General features: G+C 62.6%; 23 protein-coding genes. 13 read left to right on the top strand and 10 right to left on the bottom strand.

Annotated elements, in window-relative coordinates:
* Positions 1 to 79: 79 nt before the first annotated feature.
* Positions 80 to 586, bottom strand: a complete 507-nt coding sequence (locus RUW20_RS14165) for a low molecular weight protein-tyrosine-phosphatase (RefSeq protein WP_313952878.1) — start codon at positions 584 to 586, stop codon at positions 80 to 82.
* Between RUW20_RS14165 and RUW20_RS14160 the strand changes: the two genes are divergently transcribed.
* Positions 585 to 737 (top strand): hypothetical protein, encoded by a 153-nt coding sequence (locus RUW20_RS14160; RefSeq protein WP_313952877.1) that lies wholly within the window; start codon positions 585 to 587, stop codon positions 735 to 737. The genes RUW20_RS14165 and RUW20_RS14160 overlap by 2 nt on opposite strands.
* Positions 738 to 984: 247 nt before the next feature.
* Here RUW20_RS14160 and der read toward each other — a convergent pair whose 3' ends face one another.
* From der to ndk, 9 genes are all read right to left on the bottom strand, one after another.
* Positions 985 to 2,445: a ribosome biogenesis GTPase Der gene (gene der, locus RUW20_RS14155; protein ID WP_313952876.1), complete on the bottom strand. Its 1,461-nt coding sequence runs from the start codon at positions 2,443 to 2,445 to the stop codon at positions 985 to 987.
* Positions 2,446 to 2,578: 133 nt separating this feature from the next.
* Positions 2,579 to 3,718: an outer membrane protein assembly factor BamB gene (gene bamB / locus RUW20_RS14150; RefSeq protein WP_313952875.1), complete on the bottom strand. Its 1,140-nt coding sequence runs from the start codon at positions 3,716 to 3,718 to the stop codon at positions 2,579 to 2,581.
* A complete protein-coding gene (locus tag RUW20_RS14145; protein WP_313952874.1) occupies positions 3,718 to 4,401 on the bottom strand; it encodes a tetratricopeptide repeat protein in 684 nt (227 codons plus the stop codon). The genes bamB and RUW20_RS14145 overlap by 1 nt, the downstream gene beginning before the upstream one ends.
* The gene (gene hisS, locus RUW20_RS14140; protein ID WP_313952873.1) at positions 4,401 to 5,699 is read right to left on the bottom strand and encodes a histidine--tRNA ligase; all 1,299 of its coding nucleotides are present in this window, start codon (positions 5,697 to 5,699) and stop codon (positions 4,401 to 4,403) included. The genes RUW20_RS14145 and hisS overlap by 1 nt, the downstream gene beginning before the upstream one ends.
* Complete coding sequence (ispG, locus tag RUW20_RS14135; RefSeq protein ID WP_313952872.1) at positions 5,696 to 6,940, bottom strand: flavodoxin-dependent (E)-4-hydroxy-3-methylbut-2-enyl-diphosphate synthase; 1,245 nt, start codon at positions 6,938 to 6,940, stop codon at positions 5,696 to 5,698. Before ispG ends, hisS begins: the two co-directional genes overlap by 4 nt.
* Before the next feature lie 25 nt (positions 6,941 to 6,965).
* On the bottom strand, positions 6,966 to 7,997 hold the full coding sequence (locus RUW20_RS14130; RefSeq protein WP_313952871.1) for a RodZ domain-containing protein: 1,032 nt from the start codon (positions 7,995 to 7,997) through the stop codon (positions 6,966 to 6,968).
* Positions 7,994 to 8,797 (bottom strand): type IV pilus biogenesis/stability protein PilW, encoded by an 804-nt coding sequence (pilW, locus tag RUW20_RS14125; protein ID WP_313952870.1) that lies wholly within the window; start codon positions 8,795 to 8,797, stop codon positions 7,994 to 7,996. Before pilW ends, RUW20_RS14130 begins: the two co-directional genes overlap by 4 nt.
* Entirely contained in the window at positions 8,794 to 9,915 is a 1,122-nt protein-coding gene (rlmN, locus tag RUW20_RS14120) for a 23S rRNA (adenine(2503)-C(2))-methyltransferase RlmN (RefSeq protein ID WP_313952869.1), read from the bottom strand. The genes pilW and rlmN overlap by 4 nt, the downstream gene beginning before the upstream one ends.
* Positions 9,916 to 9,936: 21 nt before the next feature.
* A complete protein-coding gene (gene ndk, locus RUW20_RS14115; RefSeq protein ID WP_313952868.1) occupies positions 9,937 to 10,365 on the bottom strand; it encodes a nucleoside-diphosphate kinase in 429 nt (142 codons plus the stop codon).
* 759 nt (positions 10,366 to 11,124) lie between these two features.
* Between ndk and RUW20_RS14110 the strand changes: the two genes are divergently transcribed.
* From RUW20_RS14110 to RUW20_RS14055, 12 genes are all read left to right on the top strand, one after another.
* Positions 11,125 to 11,274 (top strand): hypothetical protein, encoded by a 150-nt coding sequence (locus tag RUW20_RS14110; protein WP_291864094.1) that lies wholly within the window; start codon positions 11,125 to 11,127, stop codon positions 11,272 to 11,274.
* A 30-nt stretch (positions 11,275 to 11,304) separates the two neighbouring features.
* A complete protein-coding gene (locus tag RUW20_RS14105) occupies positions 11,305 to 11,844 on the top strand; it encodes a cytochrome C oxidase subunit II (RefSeq protein ID WP_313952867.1) in 540 nt (179 codons plus the stop codon).
* Between the two features lie 13 nt (positions 11,845 to 11,857).
* Positions 11,858 to 13,552: a cbb3-type cytochrome c oxidase subunit I gene (locus RUW20_RS14100; protein ID WP_313952866.1), complete on the top strand. Its 1,695-nt coding sequence runs from the start codon at positions 11,858 to 11,860 to the stop codon at positions 13,550 to 13,552.
* A gap of 127 nt (positions 13,553 to 13,679) precedes the next feature.
* Positions 13,680 to 14,576, top strand: a complete 897-nt coding sequence (gene cyoE, locus RUW20_RS14095) for a heme o synthase (protein WP_313952865.1) — start codon at positions 13,680 to 13,682, stop codon at positions 14,574 to 14,576.
* Between the two features lie 28 nt (positions 14,577 to 14,604).
* The gene (locus tag RUW20_RS14090; protein WP_313952864.1) at positions 14,605 to 15,489 is read left to right on the top strand and encodes an SCO family protein; all 885 of its coding nucleotides are present in this window, start codon (positions 14,605 to 14,607) and stop codon (positions 15,487 to 15,489) included.
* 85 nt (positions 15,490 to 15,574) lie between these two features.
* Positions 15,575 to 16,039: a tRNA (cytidine(34)-2'-O)-methyltransferase gene (locus RUW20_RS14085; protein WP_313952863.1), complete on the top strand. Its 465-nt coding sequence runs from the start codon at positions 15,575 to 15,577 to the stop codon at positions 16,037 to 16,039.
* A 188-nt stretch (positions 16,040 to 16,227) separates the two neighbouring features.
* A complete protein-coding gene (locus RUW20_RS14080) occupies positions 16,228 to 17,799 on the top strand; it encodes a hydrogenase iron-sulfur subunit (RefSeq protein ID WP_313952862.1) in 1,572 nt (523 codons plus the stop codon).
* Entirely contained in the window at positions 17,792 to 18,289 is a 498-nt protein-coding gene (locus RUW20_RS14075) for a hypothetical protein (RefSeq protein ID WP_313952861.1), read from the top strand. The genes RUW20_RS14080 and RUW20_RS14075 overlap by 8 nt, the downstream gene beginning before the upstream one ends.
* A gap of 92 nt (positions 18,290 to 18,381) precedes the next feature.
* A complete protein-coding gene (locus RUW20_RS14070; RefSeq protein WP_313952860.1) occupies positions 18,382 to 20,301 on the top strand; it encodes a 2Fe-2S iron-sulfur cluster-binding protein in 1,920 nt (639 codons plus the stop codon).
* Positions 20,302 to 20,680: 379 nt separating this feature from the next.
* The gene (locus RUW20_RS14065; RefSeq protein WP_313952859.1) at positions 20,681 to 20,992 is read left to right on the top strand and encodes a YdhR family protein; all 312 of its coding nucleotides are present in this window, start codon (positions 20,681 to 20,683) and stop codon (positions 20,990 to 20,992) included.
* A gap of 55 nt (positions 20,993 to 21,047) precedes the next feature.
* Positions 21,048 to 21,524, top strand: coding sequence for a PaaI family thioesterase (locus RUW20_RS14060; protein WP_313952858.1), 477 nt, complete (start codon positions 21,048 to 21,050; stop codon positions 21,522 to 21,524).
* 233 nt (positions 21,525 to 21,757) lie between these two features.
* Positions 21,758 to 21,962 (top strand): endonuclease domain-containing protein (locus tag RUW20_RS14055; protein ID WP_313952857.1); only part of this gene is annotated, 205 nt, incomplete at its 3' end.

Genomic DNA, 21,962 nt, shown 5'->3' with positions numbered 1-21,962 from the left:
CTGGCGCAGCGGAGAAGCTTGATCGCCCGGTATTCGGGTAGCTTGGGTAGCTTGGAGATGCGACTGCTTGCGAGGCCGATCAGCGCGTACCGTTGTGCTGTGCTGACGGCTCCTGCTCGGTACTTGCACTGGAATCATCGACAAGGCGTTGCTCGATACTTTCGATCAGCCCGTTGGCGGCATCTTCGACCATGTCAAGCACCAGGTCGAAGCCATGCCCGAGACCGTAATAGGGATCCGGCACCTCGTCGTCATCGAAGTTCTTCGCATAGCTCATGAACAGCCCCAGGCGGTCATGCTTGTCAGGGGGACAGATGCGTTGCAGCACTGAGAGGTTGTTGTGGTCCATGGCCAGAATCATGTCGAAGTAGTCCACATCCTGTGCGGCCACCTTGCGTGCCCGCATATCGGACAGATCGTAGCTGCGACTGGCCGCAGCACGCTGCGTGCGCTGATCCGGCGCCTCGCCGACATGATAGCCGTGCGTGCCGGCTGAATCGACCTCGACTCTGCCCTCCAGGTTCTTCCGGCGCAGCAGGTGTCGAACGACTCCCTCGGCCGTCGGCGAACGGCAGATATTTCCCATGCAAACAAATAAAACCTTGATCACCTTGCATCTTCCAGATACGTTTTTTCTCGGCCCTGTTCAAACTGTCCGGCGTCGGCACCACAGGTTTATCGTGCCGATTCCGCTCACCGCAGCATGGCAACAACGCAAGGCCCTTGCCCCTGATTGAACCACGGTAGGCGGGCCGTGCTGCTGCCCTGCAGCCCTGCGTGCAGCCACGGCCGGCGAGGCCTTCATCATCCGTCGAAAAGCCCGTCAGCGCAACCTGGCGCCTCCGATTGGGCGGCTTCAGCGGCAATGAGCCGCTGTTGTCCGGGGAGCGTGCCGAGGCCATTCCGGCACGGCGACGAGTGGCCGACCGCAGCGCGCCGACCCTGCCAGGCGGAGCCGGCGCAGCCCGCGCTCGCGGTTGCCGATCAGCGGCCCCCGGATGGCCTCTTCGTCTTTACCGCGGCGGCCACCTTCCCCGCAGACCGAGGCCTGGCCGGGCTTCCGCTTGCGGGTTTCGCCTTGTCGGTCGTCTTGCGCTCCCGTCGCTTCTCCCGCGGCGCCTGTTTGTCGGCAAAGGGGTTGCTGGAAACGTTGAACTGTATGCGCAACGGGGTTCCCTGCAATTTGAACACCTCGCGGAAGAGATGCTCCAGGTAGCGACGATACGATTCCGGGATCTTGTCGAGCGCGTTGCCGTGGATGACGATCAGTGGCGGATTTCGCCCACCCTGGTGGGCATAGCGCAGTTTCGGTCTGAACAGGCCGTTGCGTGGCGGCGCTTGCCTGGCTACCGCGTCGATCAGCGTGCGCGTCAACTGGGGGGTGGACAAATTAATGGTAGCGGCCTTGTAGGCAGCATCGACCGAGTGGAACAGCGGCTCCAGTCCCTGCCCCTGCAGCGCCGAGACGTAGTGGAAGCGGGCGAAATCGATAAACGTGAGTTGATTGTCGAGAGCCCCCTTGATCTGCTCGCGAACGTAGGAATCAAGCCCGTCCCATTTGTTCACTGCCACCACCAGCGCGCGCCCCGATTCGCGAATGAAAGCGGCAATATGGGCGTCCTGATCGCCGATCTCCTGGCGGGCATCGAGCACCAGAATGACCACCTGCGCCTCCTCGATCGCTTGCAAGGTCTTGATCACCGAGAATTTCTCGATGGTCTCGAAGACCTTGCCACGGCGTCGCAGCCCGGCGGTGTCGACCAGGGTGTACTTCCGGCCAGCCCGCTCGAAATCGACGTCAATGGCGTCCCGTGTCGTTCCCGGCTGATCGAAAGCAATGACGCGATCTTCACCGAGCAGCGCATTGATCATCGTGCTCTTGCCGACGTTGGGCCGGCCAACGATGGCCACTCGGATGCTGTCTCCCTCGGCTGGCTCGCCGTCGCCCGGCTCGGGATAGCCTTCGAGCGCCAGTTCGATCAGGACACGCACGCCCTCGCCGTGGGCCGCCGAAATCGCCACCGGTTCGCCCAAGCCAAGTTCATGGAAATCGGCGACGACCAGGCCGTGCTGCATTCCTTCGGATTTATTGACCGCCACCAGGACCGGGCGGTTGGCGTGGCGCAGGCGGTTGGCGATTTCCTTGTCCAGCGCAGAGACACCGCTGCGGCCATCGACCACCAGGATCACGACGTCGGCTTCGTCGATCGCCTGCTGCGCCTGACGTGCCATCTGGTACATGATGCCGTCTTTGGCAAGCGGTTCAAAGCCGCCGGTATCGATCACCAGATAGGGTTTGCTGCCGAGTCTTCCGTGACCGTAGTGACGATCTCGCGTCAGGCCCGGGATATCGGCGACCAGTGCGTCGCGAGTTCTGGTCAGTCGGTTGAACAGCGTCGACTTGCCGACGTTGGGACGCCCGACGAGAACGATGCTCGGCTTCATTCTTGCGTGAGCCCGTAGCGAGCGGCCGGCGCAGCGCCGCGCCACCCGCCTGACGAACGGCATGGGGAGCCAGAACGCGGCCCACCATCAGGCCCTGGCCCGGCGCAGGAGCGATCTGCCGACATTTCGCGAATCATTGGGCTTCGATCGCGAAGACGCCGCCATTACGGGTCTGTACCAGGAAGTTACTGCCCAGTCGCTGCGGTGGCGCGAGCACGGGGCTACCGTCGGTGCTCACCCGAGCAGCGAAGGATCCGTCGCTACGACTCAGCAGGTGCACCACCCCCTGCGCATCGCCGACGGCAACCAGATCGCCGCTTGCCAGCGGTGCGGTAAGTCGCCGCAGGAAAAGTTTGTCCTGCTTCCAGGCGCTGGCGCCAGTGGTTCGATCGAGCGCGTGGACCGCGCCCTGGTCGTCCGAGACATAAACGTGGCGGCTATCGATCGACAAACCCGCGGCACTCGAGATTTCACGCCCCCAGGCCAGGGTCCCCGAGCCCAGGTCGAAACAGGAAACGCGCCCCTGAAAGGCGACCGCGCAGATCATTCGCCCATCAATCACCGGAACGCTGCTGATATCCGCGATGCGGTCGAGTTCGGTGGCGCCTTTCGGCAAGGCAACGGTCCCTTCCCACAGCGGCGCTCCATTGTCGGCGTTCACGGCAATCAGTTTGCCACCAGGAAAACCGACGAAAACATACTTATCGACCACTAGCGGAGCGGCGGTCACGCGCACCGACAACGCCGGCGTCGGGCGTTGATAGATCCATTTACGGGTGCCGTCTCTAACGTCGTAGGCTGCAACGTGATGATCACCGCTGCGGACGACGACCAGCCCGCCGCTCACGGCCGGCGGTGCCAGGATCTCGCTGCTTGCCTTGGCCTGCCACAGCAGTGTGCCGTCGGCGGTGGCGAAGACCAGTAGATCACCCTTGGCCGTACCTACAGCAAGCGCTCGCTCGTCCGCCCCGACGCCGCCAGAGAGCGGTTGCTCGGCCTTGATTCGCCAGACTGGTCGGCCGTCGTCCAGACGAGCGATCGTGCCATCCCGAGCCGCCACGTACACCGACGACCCGACGACGGCGGGAACGAAAGTATACGGATCGCCCTTGCCAACGCTTTCCTGCCAGACCACACGCGCCTGAGCCGTTGCCTGGATCGGCTGCAGTTCGGCCATTTTTGGCCCACTGCTGGCAAACGGATTCAGCGACTCGAAGGTCGAACAGCCGGCCAGCAACACCGACAGCAGTGCCGCGGTGAGGACCTTGTTCATCAGCTGCTCTCCCCCAGCGCGTCAAGCTTCAAGCGCAGGATCTCACGGTAAGCCGCATTGACCTGCGTAGCCTGCAGCGTATTCTTGCCCTGGCCGGTCTTGTCGCCATCGTCCAACTTGGCCAGCGCTGCCAGGTAGGCGCCCTTGGCCTCGGCTTTCTTCCCCTGCGCGCTGAAGACGTCACCCCGACTGCCCAGAAAACGAACAGCGAAAGCAGGACCGACATCGCCATCGAGTTGCTTCAGCGCCTCGTCGTAGGCTTTGTCGTCGACCAGCAAGGCCGCCAGGCGTAGACGCGCCAGATCGCGCAGTCCATCCTTACCGTTGTCGACGACCCAGAGCAACTGCAGCTTTGCCGTTTTCGCGTCACCCGCGTCGAACATCACCTTGGCCGCTGACAAGGCCCCCAGAGGCGCATAGGCGGTGCCACCGAATTTCTCGAGCAGTTCGCCACTCGCGGTCTTGACACGCTGCGAGTCCTTGTCGACGACCGCCCGCTGCAGCACGCCGTAGACTGCCGACGCCTTGCCCGCCTGACTGCCTTGATAGTAGGTCCAGCCTTGCCAGCCAAGCACACCGATGGCCGCCGCGGTGACGACGCCAGTCACCAGATTGCCATATTGCTTCCACCACGCCTTTACCTCGGCGATCTGTTCCTGTTCCTCAAGGTCGTAGGTAGCCATTACGATTCGTCCCAATCCAGAATAAAACTCATGATTTCGTCCGCGACACCATCGACGCTGACCCGCTTCTGTTCGTTTACTTGCTCCCCGGTCGAGCGCAGGGGCTTGAGAGTCACTTCGCCAGCGCTTGCCTCGTCATCGCCGATGATCACCGCGAACGCGGCGCCCGAGGCGTCGGCCTTCTTCATCTGTGCTTTGAAGCTGCCGCCACCGCAATGGAAAAGCACATCGATGCCCTGGTCACGCAGGCCTTCGGCTACGCGTGCCGCCAGACGCGAAGCCGCACTGCCCTGGTGGACCAGATAGACGTCGACCGCCGGCGCCTTGGCCTCGCCACCCGACTCGCGAATCAGCGCGATCAGCCGCTCGACGCCCATCGCAAAACCACACGCCGGCGCCGGCTTGCCGCCCAGCTGCTGCACCAGGCCATCGTAACGACCGCCAGCGCAAACGGTGCCCTGCGCACCAAGGCGATCGGTGACCCACTCGAAAACCGTCAGGTTGTAGTAATCGAGTCCGCGCACCAGGCGCGGATTGATCTCGAACGGCTGACCGGCATCGCGCAGCACCTGTTGCACACCTTCGAAGTGCGCCATCGACTCGGCACCCAGATGATCGATCAGTTTCGGCGCGCCGAGAATCAGTTCCTGCAACGCCGGGTTCTTGCTATCGAGGATCCGCAGCGGATTGCTGTGCAGGCGTCGCCTGGCGTCTTCGTCGAGCCGGTCGCTGTGCGCCTCGAAATAGGTAATCAGGTCGGCACGATGACTGGCCCGCTCCGTGGACTGCCCCAAAGTGTTGAGCTGCAGGCTGATGCCGTCAACACCAAGGTCCCTCCACAGGCGAGCGCCCATCAGGATCTGTTCGGCGTCGATGTCCGGGCCGATAAAGCCAAGCGATTCGACACCCACCTGGTGGAACTGGCGATAGCGCCCTTTCTGAGGGCGCTCGTGCCGGAACATCTGCCCCATGTAGTACAGCCTCTGCGGCTGTTGCGCAATCAGGTTGTGCTGGATCACCGCCCGCACGCAGCCAGCAGTGCCCTCGGGACGCAGCGTCAGCGGCTCGCCATTGAGACTGTCGACAAACGAGTACATCTCTTTCTCGACAATGTCGGTCACTTCGCCGATGGCGCGCTTGAACAAGGGCGTCGGCTCGACGATCGGCAGGCGCAGTGGACGGTAGCCGTAGCTCTTGAGCCACGAACGAATGGTCTCCTCGAACAGGTCCCAGAATTCGGCCTCGTCGGGCAGGACGTCGTTCATTCCGCGAACGGACTGGATCTTCGGCGCGCTCATTGAGCCGCACCCTTCCTCTGATAGCTGCGCGCGACGTAGGCATCAACGATGGCGGTGAACTCCTCGGCGATATGCTCGCCGCGCAGCGTGACGGTCTTGGCACCATCCTCGAACACCGGCGCGGCCGGCGTTTCGCCAGTGCCCGGCAGGCTGATGCCGATGTTGGCATGCTTGCTCTCGCCCGGCCCATTGACCACACAGCCCATCACGGCCAGCGTCATGTTCTCGACACCGTCATACTCGCTACGCCACTGCGGCATCCGCTCGCGGACATGGTCCTGAATCGACTGCGCCAGTTCCTGAAACAAGGTGCTGGTCGTCCGGCCGCAACCGGGACAGGCAACCACCATCGGGGTGAAGGCACGCAAACCCATGGTCTGCAGCATCTCCTGCGCGACGATCACCTCTTGCGTCCGCTTGCCGCCAGGTTCCGGGGTCAGCGAGACGCGGATGGTATCGCCGATGCCTTCCTGCAACAGGACTGCCATTGCCGCCGTCGACGCGACGATTCCCTTGGAACCCATGCCGGCCTCGGTCAGACCGAGGTGTAGCGGGTAATCACAACGGCGCGACAGATCGCGATAAATGGCAATCAGATCCTGCACGCCGGACACCTTGCACGAGAGGATGATGCGGTCCCCCGGCAAACCGATCTCTTCGGCGCGGGCGGCCGACTCGAGCGCTGAAGCGACCATCGCTTCGCGCATCACCTCGACCGCATCCCGTGGCTCGGCACGGCGCGCGTTCTGGTCCATGATGCGCGCCAGCAGATCCTGATCAAGACTCCCCCAGTTCACGCCGATGCGTACCGGCTTGTCGTAGCGGCAGGCGATCTCGATCATCTGCGCAAACTGTTCGTCGCGCTTTCGGCCATGGCCGACGTTGCCCGGATTGATCCGGTATTTGGCCAGCACTCGAGCGCATTCCGGGTGTTCGGTGAGCAGGCGGTGGCCGTTGTAGTGAAAGTCGCCAATCAGCGGCACGTCGACGCCCATTCGGTCGAGCTGCGCGCGAATTGCCGCTACCGCTGCGGCCGCTTCCGGCGTGTTGACGGTGATTCGCACCAGCTCCGAACCGGCACCTGCCAGTTCTGCACACTGGATCGCTGTCCGGATGACGTCTACGGTGTCGGTGTTGGTCATCGACTGGACGACCACTGGCGACTCGCCGCCGACGGTAACTTTACCCACGGTCACCGCGCGCGTTCGCCGCCGTCCTGTGGCGGGCAGGAGATTGCTCATAGCGCCTCCACCCACTGGCGCGCCCTCATTTGACCGTGAGGCGCGCCACGCCCTTGGTGATGTGCTCGTCGAGATCGATCTTCTTGCCCTGGTACTCGGCCGTCACGTAGCGAGCGTTGCCCAGCACCAGGGAAAAAGGGGGCTTCCCGGTGATTTCCTGTTGACTATTCGCCGCTTTGACACCCGACGTGACAACCTCGCCACTGCCATCACGTACCTCGATCCAGGCAGCCTGGGCAAACCTTAGTGTCAGGCCACCGCCCGCGGCTTTTGCTGGCGACGGTGAATCCGGCAGCGCTCCCGGCTGAGCCGCCAGTGGTACTGCCGGACTGGCGACGTTCGCCAGCTTCTCGGGCAGCGCGGCTGGACTCGGCAGGGCCGGCGACAACGGACCCGCTGCGGCAGGCAGCGCCGGGCTCGTTGTGCCAGTTCCTGCCGTCGACTCGACGGCGACTGCAGGCGACGATGCGACGATCGCTGGCGCCGGCTCATGTGCAGCCTTGGACGGGTCGACGGAAACTGGTGAAGAAGTGCTGGCGCCGGTCAACTCGGCCAGCTGTTTCTCCCAGAAGTCCGCGGGAAAATAGAAGTACGCCAGCAAAGCCAATACCAGCAGCAGCAATCCGCCGATTACAGCAAGGTAGTCACGCCGCTCCGCCGGGCTTCCGCCCCGCGGCAGGCTGGCGCTGGTTCCGGCAGACGCCTCGAGTTGCAGTGTTTGTTGCAAGCGCGCCGAATCGAGGCCGCGCATCAAGGCGTCCGCGTCGAGACCGAGCAGGCGTGCGTAATTGCGAACGAAGCCCCGGATCATGGTATTGCCGGGCAATGACGACCAGTCCTCGCTCTCCAGCGCTGCCACCTGCCTGGGGCCGAGCTTCAGAGACTGCGCTGCCTCGGCCAGAGTGATGTTCCTGGCCTCGCGAGCAACGCGCAATTGTTGCCCGACGCCAGCCGTCTCCGACCGCAGCCCCTGGGCAATCGCAGCCTCTGCGCCGGCACGATGCTCCCCCGGCGAATCCTGCTCTGCAGAATGTGAGAAAAGCGTTGGTTCACTCATTCGAAGTTGCCTTTCAGCAGTTCCTGGGCCTCCGGCGAAAGCGGGAATTTTTGCCTCAATTGGGCGCTATAGCGGCCTTCCGCCAGACGATTACCCAGCTTGCGCTCGACTCGCACCAACAGCCACAACGCTTCGGCACTTGGCGCGACCTTGCGCACCAGCGCGTTAAGGTCCTGGCTTGCACGCTCCAGTTCGCCACGTCGGTAGTTGATGTCAGCGAGCTGCAGCAACGCCTGTGGGTTGTTCGGCACGATCCGCAAACTATGTTCGATCAACCCCTCGGCGGTGGCCAGGTCGCCGAGCTTGATGTAACAGGCCCCCGCGTTCAGATAGGCTCTTTCGGGAGTATCGTACAAGGCGTTTTGCATCGCTTGCTGCAAGTACGGGAGTGCCTCCTTCTCTCTGCCGACCTGGCAAAGGAACCAGCCGTAATTGTTGTTCAGTTCGGGGTCCTTGCCGTCGATACTCAAGGCGCGCTGAAAGTCGCGGTCGGCGAGATCCATCTCGCGGATGTTGTAGAGCACCAGTCCGCGGATGCCATAAGCCTTTGCATAATCCGGGTCAATGACGACGGCCATCGTCAGCTCTTCCAGGGCCACACTGTAGTTCGTGTTCTGCAGGTACAGTGAGCCCAGATCGGTATGCAGTTTGGCACGCGTGCGGTTATCACGAGGCGGTGTCGGCCGCCGCGAATCGACCTCCTCCTCGGCCGGCTTTGGCGCGCTGGCCGAAGAGAACATCCCCGACGAGCAGGCACTGACGCCGAGCAAGACAATCAAGCCCAGCAAGGCTTTCCTCATCTGCAAGCCTCTTGACGATCCAGGTGGAGAGTAATGCTTCTGCGCCCCGTGCGCTGCGTTCTGTCGAGCACCTGTCCCGCCAGCTGACCACACGCAGCATCGATGTCGTCACCGCGCGTCTTGCGGGTGGTGGTAACGACCCCAGCCGCCATCAGAATTTCGGCAAACCGCCGAATACGCAGGGCCGGCGATCGGCGATAAGGCGAACCCGGAAAGGGGTTGAACGGGATCAGGTTGAATTTGCACGGCACATCCCGGGTCAGCGACAGCAACTCGCGCGCCTGGGCGTCCGCGTCGTTGACGCCGTCGAGCATGACGTACTCGAAAGTCACGAAATCGCGGGGTGCTTTCTCGAGATAGCGCTGACAAGCCGGCATCAGCTCACGCAAGGGGTATTTCCGGTTGATCGGCACCAGTTCATTGCGCAGCCCGTCGTTCGGCGCGTGCAGGGAAACCGCCAGCGCCACCGGGCACTCGTCGCGCAGGCGATCCATTGCCGGCACCAAACCCGAAGTCGACACGGTCACCCGGCGACGCGACAGGCCATAGGCGTTGTCGTCAAGCATCAGCCGCAGTGCCAGAACGGTATTGTCGAGGTTGGCCAGAGGCTCTCCCATGCCCATCAGGACGACGTTGCTGATCACCCGCTCGACGCGCATATCCGCACCCCCCGGATAAGCATCCAGAGCGTGCCTGGCCTGCCACAACTGGCCAATAATCTCCGCCACGGTCAGGTTGCGGTTGAAACCCTGCTTGCCAGTCGAACAGAAGGAACAATCGAGGGCACAACCGGCCTGCGTCGAGATGCACAGGGTTCCCCGGTCATCCTCGGGGATGAACACCGCCTCGACGGCATTGCCAGCCCCGACATCGAAGAGGAACTTGCGCGTCCCATCGTCAGAGAGCGCATCCGCGACAACCTTCGGCGGCAGCACTGCCGCCACGGCCTTGAGTTTCTCGCGCAGACTTCTCGCAATGTCGGTCATCGCATCGAAATCACTCTCCCCGAAACGATGCATCCAGCGCAGAACCTGTCTGGCACGAAAAGGCTTCTCGCCGTGGCCAGCAAAAAAGGCCGTCAAGCTGGCGGCATCGAGATCGAGCAGATTGATGGTCATGGAACCCGAGGAGCTTTGGGCCTAGCGGCCCGAGTAGACGGTCATTGCCGGGAAGAAGAAAGCGATCTCGGCCTTCGCCGTATCTTCGCCATCGGAACCGTGTACGGCGTTGGCGTCGATCGACTCGGCGAAGTCGGCGCGGATCGTTCCCGCCTCGGCCTTCTTCGGATCGGTGGCGCCCATCAGGTCGCGGTTCTTGGCAATTGCACTCTCACCTTCAAGCACCTGCACCATCACCGGGCCAGAAATCATGAACGAGACCAGATCCTTGAAAAACGGACGCTCTTTATGCACGGCGTAGAAGGCGCCGGCTTCCTGCGGCGACAACCAGGCCATCTTGGAGGCGATCACTTTGAGGCCGTTGGTCTCAAAACGGGAATAGATTTTGCCAATCACATTCTTGGCAACGGCGTCCGGCTTGATGATGGAAAGCGTGCGTTCGATAGCCATGCGGTATTCTCCAAACGAAAAGGGTCAAGAAAAACAACGACAAATCATATCGCTAGAAACACAACCTCATATTATACCAAGACTCGAGCACAAATCCGAAACGAGCCGACCGCGAAAACTGGCCAATCGCATGGAAAGCCAAAGGCCGTTCTCGGCTGCGCGCGGAAACAGTCGTTGCACACGCCAGGACTGACGCGGAGGCCGTTCGCAGCCACTGTATTTGCCCGGTTTTTTGGTGCTGGGGCGCCTCATGGCGACGAAAATCGCCACTTGGCTGGCGAGAGTTATCGCCCGCCGAAGCGTTCGCGAACCATCCCGATCAGCACGTGGCTGACCGCTCGAAGCATCGGTTGGTGGCGGTGCTGGCGACGGCTTTCCGCCGAGGAATCGGCGCTGTGTTGCCGGCATTTTCCCAACGGTGCGTGCTTGCCGTCGATGGCCAGGCCAGTCGGTACCGTCGACCATGGCCTCTTCATCGGCAGGAGGCGGTGCGATGCGGCCACCCTCCTGCGCTCGCCGGAGACGTGAAGCGATGCCTTGAGGGCTGCGACCATCGGCCGCAACCCTGGACCCGCAAGGCCCACGATTGCTGGCTTTGCGGGCCATCACCGTCTTTCCGCGTTCTTGACGTGAATCAAATCAAAGGCAGGCCAAGTGCAGGTATTCTTCCGCCAATTGTGCCCCAAAAGCCCAATGAATTCGCCGTTATCGGCAAATGCCAAGCGCCACAAGCGCCAATCAGTGATGGAGGATACACCCATGGTCGACGACAAGGATGACGACATTCCGTTCATGCAGAAGCTGCTGGACAACCACTTTCTGCTGTTGTTTCTCGGTGTGGCGTCCCCCGGGCTGCTCTACATCCTGTGGGGCATCATCGACATCATGAACACGCCGGTCGCCAAGTAAGCCAGCCAGTCACCTCAGGGAGAAAGAAATATGAGTGCAATTCTGCCGCCGTCAGATCGGCTCTGGTGGAAGCAACCCATCGACAAGGTCGAATGGGCGTGGATCGGGATCGCCTTCGTCTGGGGGATGATCATGTTCGCCATGATGATCTACTGGCACATATACGGTAAGCAGAACCTCTCCAACGAGGCCTACAAGACCACCCCCGAACTGTTCGCCGCCAAGGCCGAGAAGTTCATTGCCGAGAACACCATCCGTACCGAAACCGACCAGGACATCCCGGTGGTCAAGGTGCCGGCCGGTGGCGACGGCTACCTGATTGCCCGTCTCTGGGCCTGGTACCCGATCCTCGAGCTTGAGGAGGGCCAGACCTACAAGATCCACCTCTCGTCAATGGACTACCTGCACGGCTTCTCACTGCAGCCCGTGAACATCAACATTGAGGTGATCCCCGGCTATGAGCACGTGGTCAAGATGACGCCGACCAAGAAAGGCACCTACGCCATCGTCTGCAACGAATACTGCGGCATCGGCCACCACTCGATGCTTGGCCGTATCTACGTGAAATAAGGGGAGTAAATAGATGGCAACTACCTACCGCACCTGTCCGATCTCCGGAATGCAGTTTGAGGACCAGGCCGAGAAACTGATGCGCTGGAACGCCGTTGCCGGCGTTCTCTGGCTGCTTGTTGGCGGCGTCACTGCCCTGCTGGTGATTCTTACCCGCTGGCCGGCGATCAAGCTGCTGCCGGCTGACCAGTTCTACCTGATTCTCACCGCCCACGGCATCGACATGCTGATCCTGTGGATCCTGTTCTTCGAAATGGCCGTTCTCTACTTTGCGTCATCAACCCTGCTGCGGTGCCGCATAGCGACACCGAAGATCGCCTGGCTCGGTTTCTGGCTGATGGTCGTCGGCGGCATCATCACCAACGTCGCCATTTTCCAGGGTGAATCGAGCGTCATGTTCACCTCCTACGTGCCGATGCAGGCGAAACCGCACTTCTACCTGGGCATCATCCTGGTCGCCGTCGGTGCACTGCTCGGCACCTGCGTCTTCTTTGGCACGCTGGTCGTCGCCAAGAAAGACAAGACCTATCAGGGTTCGCTGCCGCTGGTGACCTTCGGCGCGCTGACCGCGGCGATCATCGCCACTTTCACCATCCTGTCCGGCGCCGGCATCCTGATCCCGACCTTCTTCTGGTCGATGGGCTGGATCAAGGAAATCGACGCGCAGTTGTACCGCATGGTGTGGTGGGGCCTGGGACACTCGTCGCAGCAGATCAACGTTGCCGCGCACGTCTCGGTCTGGTATCTGACCGCCGCCGTGCTCTTCAATGCCAAACCGCTGTCCGAGAAAGTCTCGCGCTTTGCCTTCCTGCTCTACATTCTCTTCCTGCAACTGGCCAGTGCGCACCACCTGCTGTCCGACCCGGGTATGAGCGCCGAGTGGAAAGTGCTCAACACCTCGTACTTCATGTACTTCGCGGTGATGGCGTCGATGATCCACGGTTTCACGGTCCCCGGTGCAATCGAAGCCGCGCAGCGGCGCAAGGGTTTCACCAACGGCATGTTCGAATGGCTGCGCAAGGCGCCATGGGGCAACCCGGTGTTCTCGGGCATGTTCATCTCGCTGGTCAGCTTCGGCTTCCTCGGCGGTATCTCCGGTGTCGTCCTCGGTACCGAGCAGATCAACATGCTGATGCACAACACCTTCTACGTCCCGGGCCACTTCCACACCACGGTTGTCAGCGGCACGACACTGGCTTTCATGTCGATCACCTTCCTGCTGGTTCCGGTGCTCTTCCGGCGCGAGCTGATCCTGCCGAAACTGTGCCAGATCCAGCCCTACCTGTACGGCATCAGCATGGGCGTTCTCGGCCTGGTGATGATGGGCGCGGGTACGCTGGGCGTTTCCCGCCGGCACTGGGACATGGCCTTCTCGGGTGCACCGTTCCAGTATGAATGGCCGGGTGCTGCCTACCTGATGATGGGCCTGACCGGTATCTTCGGGGTGCTCGCGGTCATTGGCGGTGGTCTGTGGATCCTGCTCATCGTCGGTTCGCTGCTGTTCGGCAAGAAACTCGACGGCGGCAAGGTCTCCGACAAGCCGACGCCGATCCCCGTCGAAACGCAAGCGGCCTCGGCTGTCGCGCATGGCAGCGACCACCAGCCGGTCCCCGGCACCGTTGTCCTGGCTCTGTTGCTGTTCGTGACCTTCGTCCTCTACTACTTCGTCAACTGGAAGTACCTGTCCGAAGTCTGGCTGCTCAGCTGATCGAGCTTCCCCCCACGCCAAATGGCGCGGGGGCCTGCCTCAATCGGGCCTGGAGCAATCGGCTCCAGGCTCGATTCAAGCAGGTCTGCCCCCCTCGTCTCACTACACAGCCGCGCCACCAAAACTCATGCAATCGATGCTCCCACCGAACAGCACTTCCCGCTTTCCCTTCCGTGCCATTCTGGGCGTTTTCAAATTGCGTATCGGCGTCGTCATCACCTTTACCGCCCTCGCCGGACTGGCGGTCGGTTCCGGGCCCAGCCTGAGCCCGCTGCAATTGCTGGTGCTGACGCTATCGGTACTGGTCTCGTCGGCCAGTGCCGGCGCCTTCAATCAGTATTACGAGCACGACAGCGACCACCTCATGGCGCGTACCAGCAAGCGCCCGTTCGTCACCGGCGAACTGCGCCACGGGCCGGTCTGGCTGCTGGTCATTGGCGCGCTGATGGTACTCTCGGTGGGTGCCGCCTGGATTGCGCTCAATGCCTGGTCGGCGCTTTTCGTCTTCCTTGGCGCTTTCTTCTACGCCATCGTCTACACCGTCTGGCTGAAGCGCCGCACCTGGCTGAACATCGTCTTCGGCGGCCTGGCCGGTAGCTGGGCCGTCCTCGCTGGCGCGACGGCCGCCGACCCACAACTCGGCGCCGTACCACTGGCGCTGGCACTGGTACTTTTCCTGTGGACACCCCCGCACTTCTGGAGTCTGGCCATCGCTTTCCGTGACGACTATGCCGCCGCCGGCGTGCCGATGCTGCCGGTGGTCGTTGGCGACCAGCAGGCGGCGAAAACCATCTTCTACAGTACCCTGGCGCTGGTTGCCGCCTCCCTTGTACCGCTGGCTTTCGGACTCGGCGCGATTTACTTCGTCGGCGCCGCCACCGGTGGCTTCCTGTTCATCCACAAAGCCTGGCTGCTGACCCGCGACACCAATCGTAAATCGGCGATGGTCTGCTTCCATGCTTCATTGATCCAGTTGACACTGGTGCTGCTGGCCGCCATCGTGGACCGTCAATTCGCATTCTGACGTTCTGATCCACCACTGGCATGTATCGATGATTGGTCGTTGTCTTGGCGCCCTGCTGGCGTCGATTCTCTTTCTCGCAGCCCCCTCCTTCGCCGCCGACCAAGCGGCGGCCGACCAACCCAAGCTCACCGCTCGCCCGCAGGGAGTACTGCGTGGCGACCTGACGCTGACCGCGCTCGACGAGAAAGCCGCTTTCGCCTTCTCGCAAGCCGCCATCGGCAGAACTTTGGGCGACTTCGTGCTGCTCGACCGCGACGGAAATCCGGTCGAGTTGTCGCGTTATCGCGGCAAGCCACTGCTGGTCAACTTCATCTATACCGCCTGTTTCCAGGTCTGCCCGACGACCACCCGCAACCTGCAGAAGGCGCTCGAAAACACCGTCAGCGTAATGGGCGCCGATCGCTTCAACATCGTCAGCATCGGCTTCAACCAGCCCTTCGACTCGCCGGCGGCCTTGAAGGATTTCTCCCGGCAGTACGGCATCGACCTCCCCAACTGGAATTTTCTCAGCCCGGCGACGGCGATCGTCGACGACCTGACGGCCCATTTCGGCTTCCGCTTCATCGCCACCGCGGCCGGCTTCGACCACCTCAACCAGGTGACGATGGTCAACGCCGAGGGCAAGATCGTCCGCCAGGTCTATGGCGAGAAATTCACCGCCGAAGACCTCGCCGAACCGCTCAAGCTGCTGATCACCGGTTCGGCGATCCCGCCGGAAGTCGGTGCGCTGCAGGAGATCATGCAACGTGTGCGCATCATCTGCTCGGTCTACGACCCGCAGACCGGGCGCTATCGCACCGACTACTCGCTGTACTTCATGTTCGCCGGCTTCCTGACCTTCGTCTGTTTCATGATCTACCTGTCGATCAACTTCTGGAGAAATCGGCGCCGCGAGGCACCCAAGGCACGTTGATCGGGCAAGCGACCGCTGCGCGCTCCAGAACCATCGACCATGAAAGCCGCTCTGCGCTTGCCAGCGCCATTCCCCGGAGCACGCCTTGACCGCTGTCGTCCTCGTCCGACCCGAAATTCCGCCGAACACCGGCAATGTCATCCGACTGTGCGCCAACACCGGTTGCGAACTGCACCTCGTCGAACCGCTCGGCTTTCGCTGGGAAGACCGCTCGCTGAAGCGAGCGGGCCTTGATTATCACGAGTTCGCGCGCGTTTTCCGGCACCCCGACTGGAACGCCTGCAAGCAGGCGCTGGCCGGGCGGCGCCGCTTCGCGATCACCACACGCGGCGGACGGCGCTTCGACCAGCCGGCTTTTGCCGCCGACGACGTCTTCGTTTTTGGCCAGGAAACCAGCGGCCTCCCGGCCGAGGTGATGGCCGAGTTTGCCGAAGAGCAGCGCCTGCGGCTGCCAATGCTGCCCGGACAACGCAGCCTGAATCTCTCCAATGCCGTCGCGGTGATGGTCTTCGAGGCCTGGCGGCAACTGGGTTTTGCCGAGGGCGTCTAGCCGGCCAGCGGCTGCGCGTGTAGCATGCCACACCGCCAGGCCACGACAGCGGCCAACGCGCCCCCGGCCTCTCTGGCCCTGGCAGGGCTTGTTTCGGATTTGACGCGTGTCAAGTCGCCGGCAGCGCCTCAGCAATATAATAAACGGCTAATAGTTATGACCAACAACGCTTCAGGGGCCCCAGGCACGTGAGCTTCCACGCAGCACTACGCAACGGCACGAAGAGCGTTTTTCTGCGCGTCGAAGAAGCCTTCGATACCCCTTTCTCGGGCCAGGACAACCCCCTGCGCCATCTTGGCGCGATGGGTCTCTATCTGCTGTGGATCGTCGTCGGCAGCGGACTCTACCTGTATACCGTTCTCGACACCGGCATCGACGCCGTCTACAACTCGATCGGCTATCTCTCGCACGAGCAGTGGTATCTCGGCGGCATCCTGCGCAGCCTGCATCGCTACGCTTCCGACGGCTTCATGCTGGTGATGCTGCTGCACCTGGTTCGCGAATGGTCCTACGGCCGCTATTACGGCTTCCGCCTTTACTCGTGGATGACCGGTATCCCGCTGATCTGGCTGGCCTATATCGCGGGCATCGGCGGCTACTGGATCGTCTGGGACCAACTCGCACAGGTGTCGGCCACCGCCACCACCGAACTGCTTGACTGGCTACCGATCTTCAGCGAGCCATCGGCACGTAATTTCCTGTCGCCGAGCGCAATCAGCGACCGCTTCTTCACCGTCCTGATTTTCATCCATCTCGGCGTCCCACTGTTGCTGATCCTCGGCCTGTGGGCACACGTTCATCGCATTGCCCACGTCGATTACCTGCCGACGCGGCGCGTGATGCTGGCCACCGCAGCCGCCTTGACGCTGCTCGCGCTGTTCAGACCCGCGCTCAGCAACCCGCCGGCCGATCTGGCCAGCGTTCCCGGGGCACTGGCTTTCGACTGGTTCATTCTGTTCATTCATCCGCTCACCGACCTCAGCTCGCCGGCGATCGTCTGGTCGCTGCTCTTCGGACTGACGGCACTGCTCTTCGCGCTGCCGCTGTTGCCGCACGCCAAGGCGCAGCCGATCGCGGTGGTCGACCCGGCCAACTGCACCGGCTGCGACCGCTGCCACGTCGACTGCCCCTACGCGGCGATCTCGATGGCGCCGCACCCGGACCGACCCGGCTTCAAGCTCGCCGTCGTCGACGCCGACCTCTGCGCCAGTTGTGGCATCTGCGCCGGCTCGTGCCCATCATCGACCCCCTTCCGCCGTCGCCAGACGCTGATCACCGGCATCGACATGCCGCAACTGCCGGTCAACGCCCTGCGCCAGCAGCTCGAACGGGCGCTGGCGCAACTCGCCGGCCGCACGCGCATCGTCGTCTTTTCCTGCGCACGCGGTGCCGAGGCGGCGACCCTGGCCGCCGCCGACACCGCGGTCATCGACCTGATCTGCACCGGCATGCTGCCGCCTGCATTCATCGAATATGCGCTGCGCGGCGGTGCCGATGGCGTGGTGATCGCTGCCTGCCGCGGCGGCGGCTGCGATTTCCGCCTCGGCGAGCGCTGGACCAGCGACCGCCTGCTCGGCGATCGCGAACCGCACCTGCGCCACAGCGTACCGCCCTCGCGCCTGCAACTGCTGCTAACCTCGGCGAGCGACCAGCGCGCGTTGGCCACAGCAGTGGCCGAATTCAGAACCCGGATCGAAACCCTTGGGGTTGCGAACGATCGACTTCCACCCTACCTGCGGAGTGCTTCACATCATGCTTAAACCCGCCGCCATCGTCGGCCAGGTGATTCTCTACGGCGCCTTTGCCGCTTTCATCGGCTACTTTGCTACCTCGCCGACCTATCACCAGATTCCCGACGACGTCGCGCTGATCAAGCTGTCGATCAGCCACCTCGGCGACCGCGAGTGTCGAAAGCGGACACCCGAAGAGCTGGCCAAGCTGCCGCCGAACATGCGCGCGCCGATGGATTGTCCACGCGAACGCTCCGACATCAACCTGGAAGTGGACCTCGACGGCCAGCCGGCCTTGCGCACCGTGATGCACCCCACCGGCCTCTACAAGGACGGCGTGTCGACAGTGTACAAACGCTTCGAGGTCAAGGCCGGCACACACCGGCTGGCGGTCAGGATGAACGACAACCTGATCAAGCCCGGCTTCAACTTCGTCAAGGAAGCGGAAGTCACCCTCGCGCCACGGCAGGTGATGGTGATCGACTTCAACCCCGACCGCGGCGGCCTGTTTTTCAAATGATCACCGTCGCCAGCGTCCCCGGACAATATGGCCGGCGCAAATCCCGGCCAACAGCCACGCACGCCTCACCAATCTCCTGAGCTGACATCAAAATGGTCAAAATCATCCAACAAGTCATGCGCTGGCTGTTCATGCGTATCGAGAACGTGTTCAACATCGCTTTCGGCGACAAGATGAACCCCTTCTACCACCTCGGCACGATCAGCTTCTGGCAGTTCTGGTTGCTGCTCGGCTCGGGTCTCTACCTCTACATCTTTGCCGACACCGGCGTTCATGACGCTTTCGAGTCGGTCGAGAGAATCACGCACAACCAATGGTGGCTGGGCGGCATCCTGCGCAGCGTGCACCGCTACGCCACCGACGGCATGATCCTGACCATGCTGCTGCACATGCTGCGGCACTTCGCCTACGACCGCTATCGCGGCTTCCGCTCGTTTTCCTGGCTCACCGGCGTCGCCCTGCTGTGGCTGATCTACATTGCCGGCGTCAACGGTTTCATGCTCGTCTGGGACAAGCTGGCGCAGTTCGTGGTCATCGCCACCGCCGAGTGGTTCGACATTCTGCCGATGTTCAACGGCACGCTGATCCGCAACTTCCTGACCCTCGAAAGCGTCAACAGCCGCCTGTTCACGCTGCTCGCTTTCATGCACATCGGCGTCCCCCTGATCATCGCCATCATCATGTGGGTGCACGTCCAGCGCATCCCGCGGGCGCACATCAATCCGCCACGCCCGATCGCCATCGCCGTGACGCTGATGTTCATCGCCCTGTCCCTGGTCAAGCCGATCCTCAGCCAGGGCGGCGAAGCAGATATGTCGGTGGTGCCAACCGGCATCGCCTTCGACTGGTTCGAGTTGCCGGTACTGGCACTGGTTTACGTCACCAACCCGCTGCATCTGTGGTTCTGGGTACTCGGCCTCACCGGCCTGCTCTTCCTGATCCCCTGGCTGCCACCGAAGCGGCTCGGATCGGCCAAGGCAGTGACCTCGATCACCTTCCAGCCCGATCACAAATCGGTCAGCGCCCGCTTCGGCGAAACCCTGCTCGACGCCGGCCTGCGCCAGGACATCAACCTGCCCTACGAATGCCGTAACGGCGGCTGTGGCGTCTGCAAATGCACCGTTCTGCAAGGCAAGGTCGACCCCGGCCTGTACCAGCCGAGCGCGCTCTCCGACGCCGAACTGGCGCAGGGCAAGGTGCTGTCGTGCTGCGCCACCGCGCTCGAGGACGTGGTCATCGAGTATCAGGCCAGCACTGCCGCCAGCGCCATCCAGGAATACACCGCCCGCGTCGTCAAGATGGAGAAGCTCACCTACGACGTGATGCGCGTCCTGCTCAAGCTTCCCGAAGGGCAGCAGATCAAGTTCAAGGCCGGCCAGTACATCAACATCATCCTCGAAGACGGCCAGCGACGCGCCTTCTCCTTCGCCAACCCGCCGCACGAACCCGAGTTCGTCGAACTGCAGATCCGTCTGATGACCGGCGGCAAGTTCACCACGCACGTCTTCGAGCAGATGAAGGAAGGCGACGAAGTCCGCTTCGAAGGCCCGATCGGCGACTTCAGCCTGCGCGAATCCGAGCGCCCGATCGTCTTCGTCGCCGGCGCCACCGGCTTCGCACCGGTCAAGAGCATGGTCGAGGACGCCTTCAAGCGCGGCCTCAAGCGCCAGATCCACCTTTACTGGGGTGTCAAGACCCTGCAAGACCTCTACCTGCCCGAACTACCGACCCGCTGGGCGCAGGAACACGACAACTTCCACTTCATCCCGGTGCTCTCCGAGCCCGAGTCGGAAGCCACCTGGACCGGCCGCACCGGCCTGGTGCACGAAGCCATCCTCGAAGACTTCCCCGAGCTCAAGGAACACGAAATCTACGCCTGCGGCTCGGTACGCATGGTCGAAGCCATCTTCCCCTTCCTCAAACAGCACGGCGCCGAAGACGGCGCGTGTTTCTCCGATGCCTTCAGCGTCTCGGCGAGGTCGATGGCCTTCCAGCCGCGACAGGGGTCGTAGCCGTCCGTTCGCCTGTCGCATGCATGGTCGTGCACAGAGAGACGAAGGAACCGCAGCCCGGGTGGGTCACACCACCACGGCTACGCCCCTCCTCGCTGGCGTAAACTGACCACGCAGCCGGCCCAACAAGCCCCTCGCCCCTCGCGGGAGAGGGGTTGGGGAGAGGGGAAAAACAGCGACTCGAACCCGCACCGACGCCAAACAATTCGCTGCGTAAACAGCGCAATATCGAATGCCAGCCCGGTGCTCGCCCAGGCCCTGATGGCCGCGGCAGGGCACAGCCCCCTCTCCCCCAGCCCCTCTCCCACAAGGGGCGAGGGGAGCAGCGCTTGGACCGTCCAACACCGGTCGGCATCCGTCACGTCACCAGGAGAAGCCCATGATCACCGTCATCGTCGAATTCAAGCTGCCGCAGACCTTGTCCAGAGAGCAGGCCCAGGCCACCTTCCACAGTACGGCGGCAAAATACCAGGACATGCCGGGCCTGATCCGCAAGTACTACTTTCTTTCCGAAGACGGCAAGCGCGCCGGCGGCATCTATCTCTGGAATTCACGTGCCGATGCGGAGCGCGTGTACACGGAAGAATGGAAAGCCTTCGTGCGCGGCAAATACGCCAGCGAGCCGTCGCTGACCACCCTCGAATGCCCGCTGGTGGTCGACAACCTCACGCACGAAATCATTGCCGGCTAAGCGGCCCGAATCGGCACCAGGCCGGCGCGCCAACCACAAGAGAAAGGAAGTAAAGATGTCCAGCAAGGCTTTCCAGGACTGTTATCCGGATGATTTCGCGCATTGTTACGGATGCGGCAGGAACAACGAACAGGGGCATCATTTGAAGAGCCACTGGGATGGCGAGACGACCGTGGCACGCTTTACACCGCAGCCGTACCACACCGGCGGCGTACCCGGAAACGTCTACGGCGGCCTCATCGCCTCCCTGCTCGATTGTCATGGCGCGGCTTCTGCTGCCGCCGCCGCGTGCAAAGCGCAAGGTCGCGAAATGGGCACCGCGCCGCACCTGCGTTACGTTACCGCCTCGCTGAAAGTCGATTTCCTCCGCCCGACGCCGATCGACGGCGAACTGGAAGTCCGGGGCGAAATCGTCGAAGTCAAGCCGCGCAAGGTCACCGTCGAACTGTCCCTGAGCGCCCATGGCGACGTTTGCGCGCGCGGACACATGATCGCCGTGCAACTACCGGATTCCGCGGCAAGAAAGCAATAGGCAGACGGCAACGACCGCGCGGGCCATGGCGCCGCGGGGGAAGTCTCCCCCGGCACCCCCGGCGCTCCAATCGTCAGGAGCCGCACCCAGATCATGCGGACGTACCATGAGCGCCACCGGCACTGTGTCGCCAGCACCACCAACACTGCGCTGGAGCCTGCTGCCCACACGCGCAGCGCCAATAGCCCCTCGCCCCTCGCGGGAGAGGGGTTGGGGAGAGGGGGAGACAGGCAATGCTCGACAACCAGAAACTCGTCAAATCCCTGCGCCAGAACATGACCGAAGCCGAGATTCTCTTCTGCCGCCACCTGCGAGCGCATCGCCTGCGCGGCGATGAATTCCGACGACAGCAAGCGATTGGCCCGTACGTCGCCGATTTCGTCCATTTCGGCGCGCGCGTTGTCGTTGAAGCGGACGGCGGGCAACACCATGAATCGC

It is taken from the genome of Accumulibacter sp., assembly GCF_032229525.1.
Lineage (GTDB): Bacteria > Pseudomonadota > Gammaproteobacteria > Burkholderiales > Rhodocyclaceae > Accumulibacter.
This window is presented reverse-complemented; position numbering and strand designations above follow the sequence as displayed.

Excerpts from the sequence above, each read along its gene's own strand:
- RUW20_RS14160 (WP_313952877.1), top strand. The coding sequence starts at position 585 with ATGCAAACAAATAAAACCTTGATCACCTTGCATCTTCCAGATACGTTT.
- RUW20_RS14165 (WP_313952878.1), bottom strand. The coding sequence starts at position 586 with ATGGGAAATATCTGCCGTTCGCCGACGGCCGAGGGAGTCGTTCGACAC.
- der (WP_313952876.1), bottom strand. The coding sequence starts at position 2,445 with ATGAAGCCGAGCATCGTTCTCGTCGGGCGTCCCAACGTCGGCAAGTCG.
- bamB (WP_313952875.1), bottom strand. The coding sequence starts at position 3,718 with ATGAACAAGGTCCTCACCGCGGCACTGCTGTCGGTGTTGCTGGCCGGC.
- RUW20_RS14145 (WP_313952874.1), bottom strand. The coding sequence starts at position 4,401 with ATGGCTACCTACGACCTTGAGGAACAGGAACAGATCGCCGAGGTAAAG.
- hisS (WP_313952873.1), bottom strand. The coding sequence starts at position 5,699 with ATGAGCGCGCCGAAGATCCAGTCCGTTCGCGGAATGAACGACGTCCTG.
- ispG (WP_313952872.1), bottom strand. The coding sequence starts at position 6,940 with ATGAGCAATCTCCTGCCCGCCACAGGACGGCGGCGAACGCGCGCGGTG.
- RUW20_RS14130 (WP_313952871.1), bottom strand. The coding sequence starts at position 7,997 with ATGAGTGAACCAACGCTTTTCTCACATTCTGCAGAGCAGGATTCGCCG.
- pilW (WP_313952870.1), bottom strand. The coding sequence starts at position 8,797 with ATGAGGAAAGCCTTGCTGGGCTTGATTGTCTTGCTCGGCGTCAGTGCC.
- rlmN (WP_313952869.1), bottom strand. The coding sequence starts at position 9,915 with ATGACCATCAATCTGCTCGATCTCGATGCCGCCAGCTTGACGGCCTTT.
- ndk (WP_313952868.1), bottom strand. The coding sequence starts at position 10,365 with ATGGCTATCGAACGCACGCTTTCCATCATCAAGCCGGACGCCGTTGCC.
- RUW20_RS14110 (WP_291864094.1), top strand. The coding sequence starts at position 11,125 with ATGGTCGACGACAAGGATGACGACATTCCGTTCATGCAGAAGCTGCTG.
- RUW20_RS14105 (WP_313952867.1), top strand. The coding sequence starts at position 11,305 with ATGAGTGCAATTCTGCCGCCGTCAGATCGGCTCTGGTGGAAGCAACCC.
- RUW20_RS14100 (WP_313952866.1), top strand. The coding sequence starts at position 11,858 with ATGGCAACTACCTACCGCACCTGTCCGATCTCCGGAATGCAGTTTGAG.
- cyoE (WP_313952865.1), top strand. The coding sequence starts at position 13,680 with ATGCAATCGATGCTCCCACCGAACAGCACTTCCCGCTTTCCCTTCCGT.
- RUW20_RS14090 (WP_313952864.1), top strand. The coding sequence starts at position 14,605 with ATGATTGGTCGTTGTCTTGGCGCCCTGCTGGCGTCGATTCTCTTTCTC.
- RUW20_RS14075 (WP_313952861.1), top strand. The coding sequence starts at position 17,792 with ATGCTTAAACCCGCCGCCATCGTCGGCCAGGTGATTCTCTACGGCGCC.
- RUW20_RS14070 (WP_313952860.1), top strand. The coding sequence starts at position 18,382 with ATGGTCAAAATCATCCAACAAGTCATGCGCTGGCTGTTCATGCGTATC.
- RUW20_RS14065 (WP_313952859.1), top strand. The coding sequence starts at position 20,681 with ATGATCACCGTCATCGTCGAATTCAAGCTGCCGCAGACCTTGTCCAGA.
- RUW20_RS14060 (WP_313952858.1), top strand. The coding sequence starts at position 21,048 with ATGTCCAGCAAGGCTTTCCAGGACTGTTATCCGGATGATTTCGCGCAT.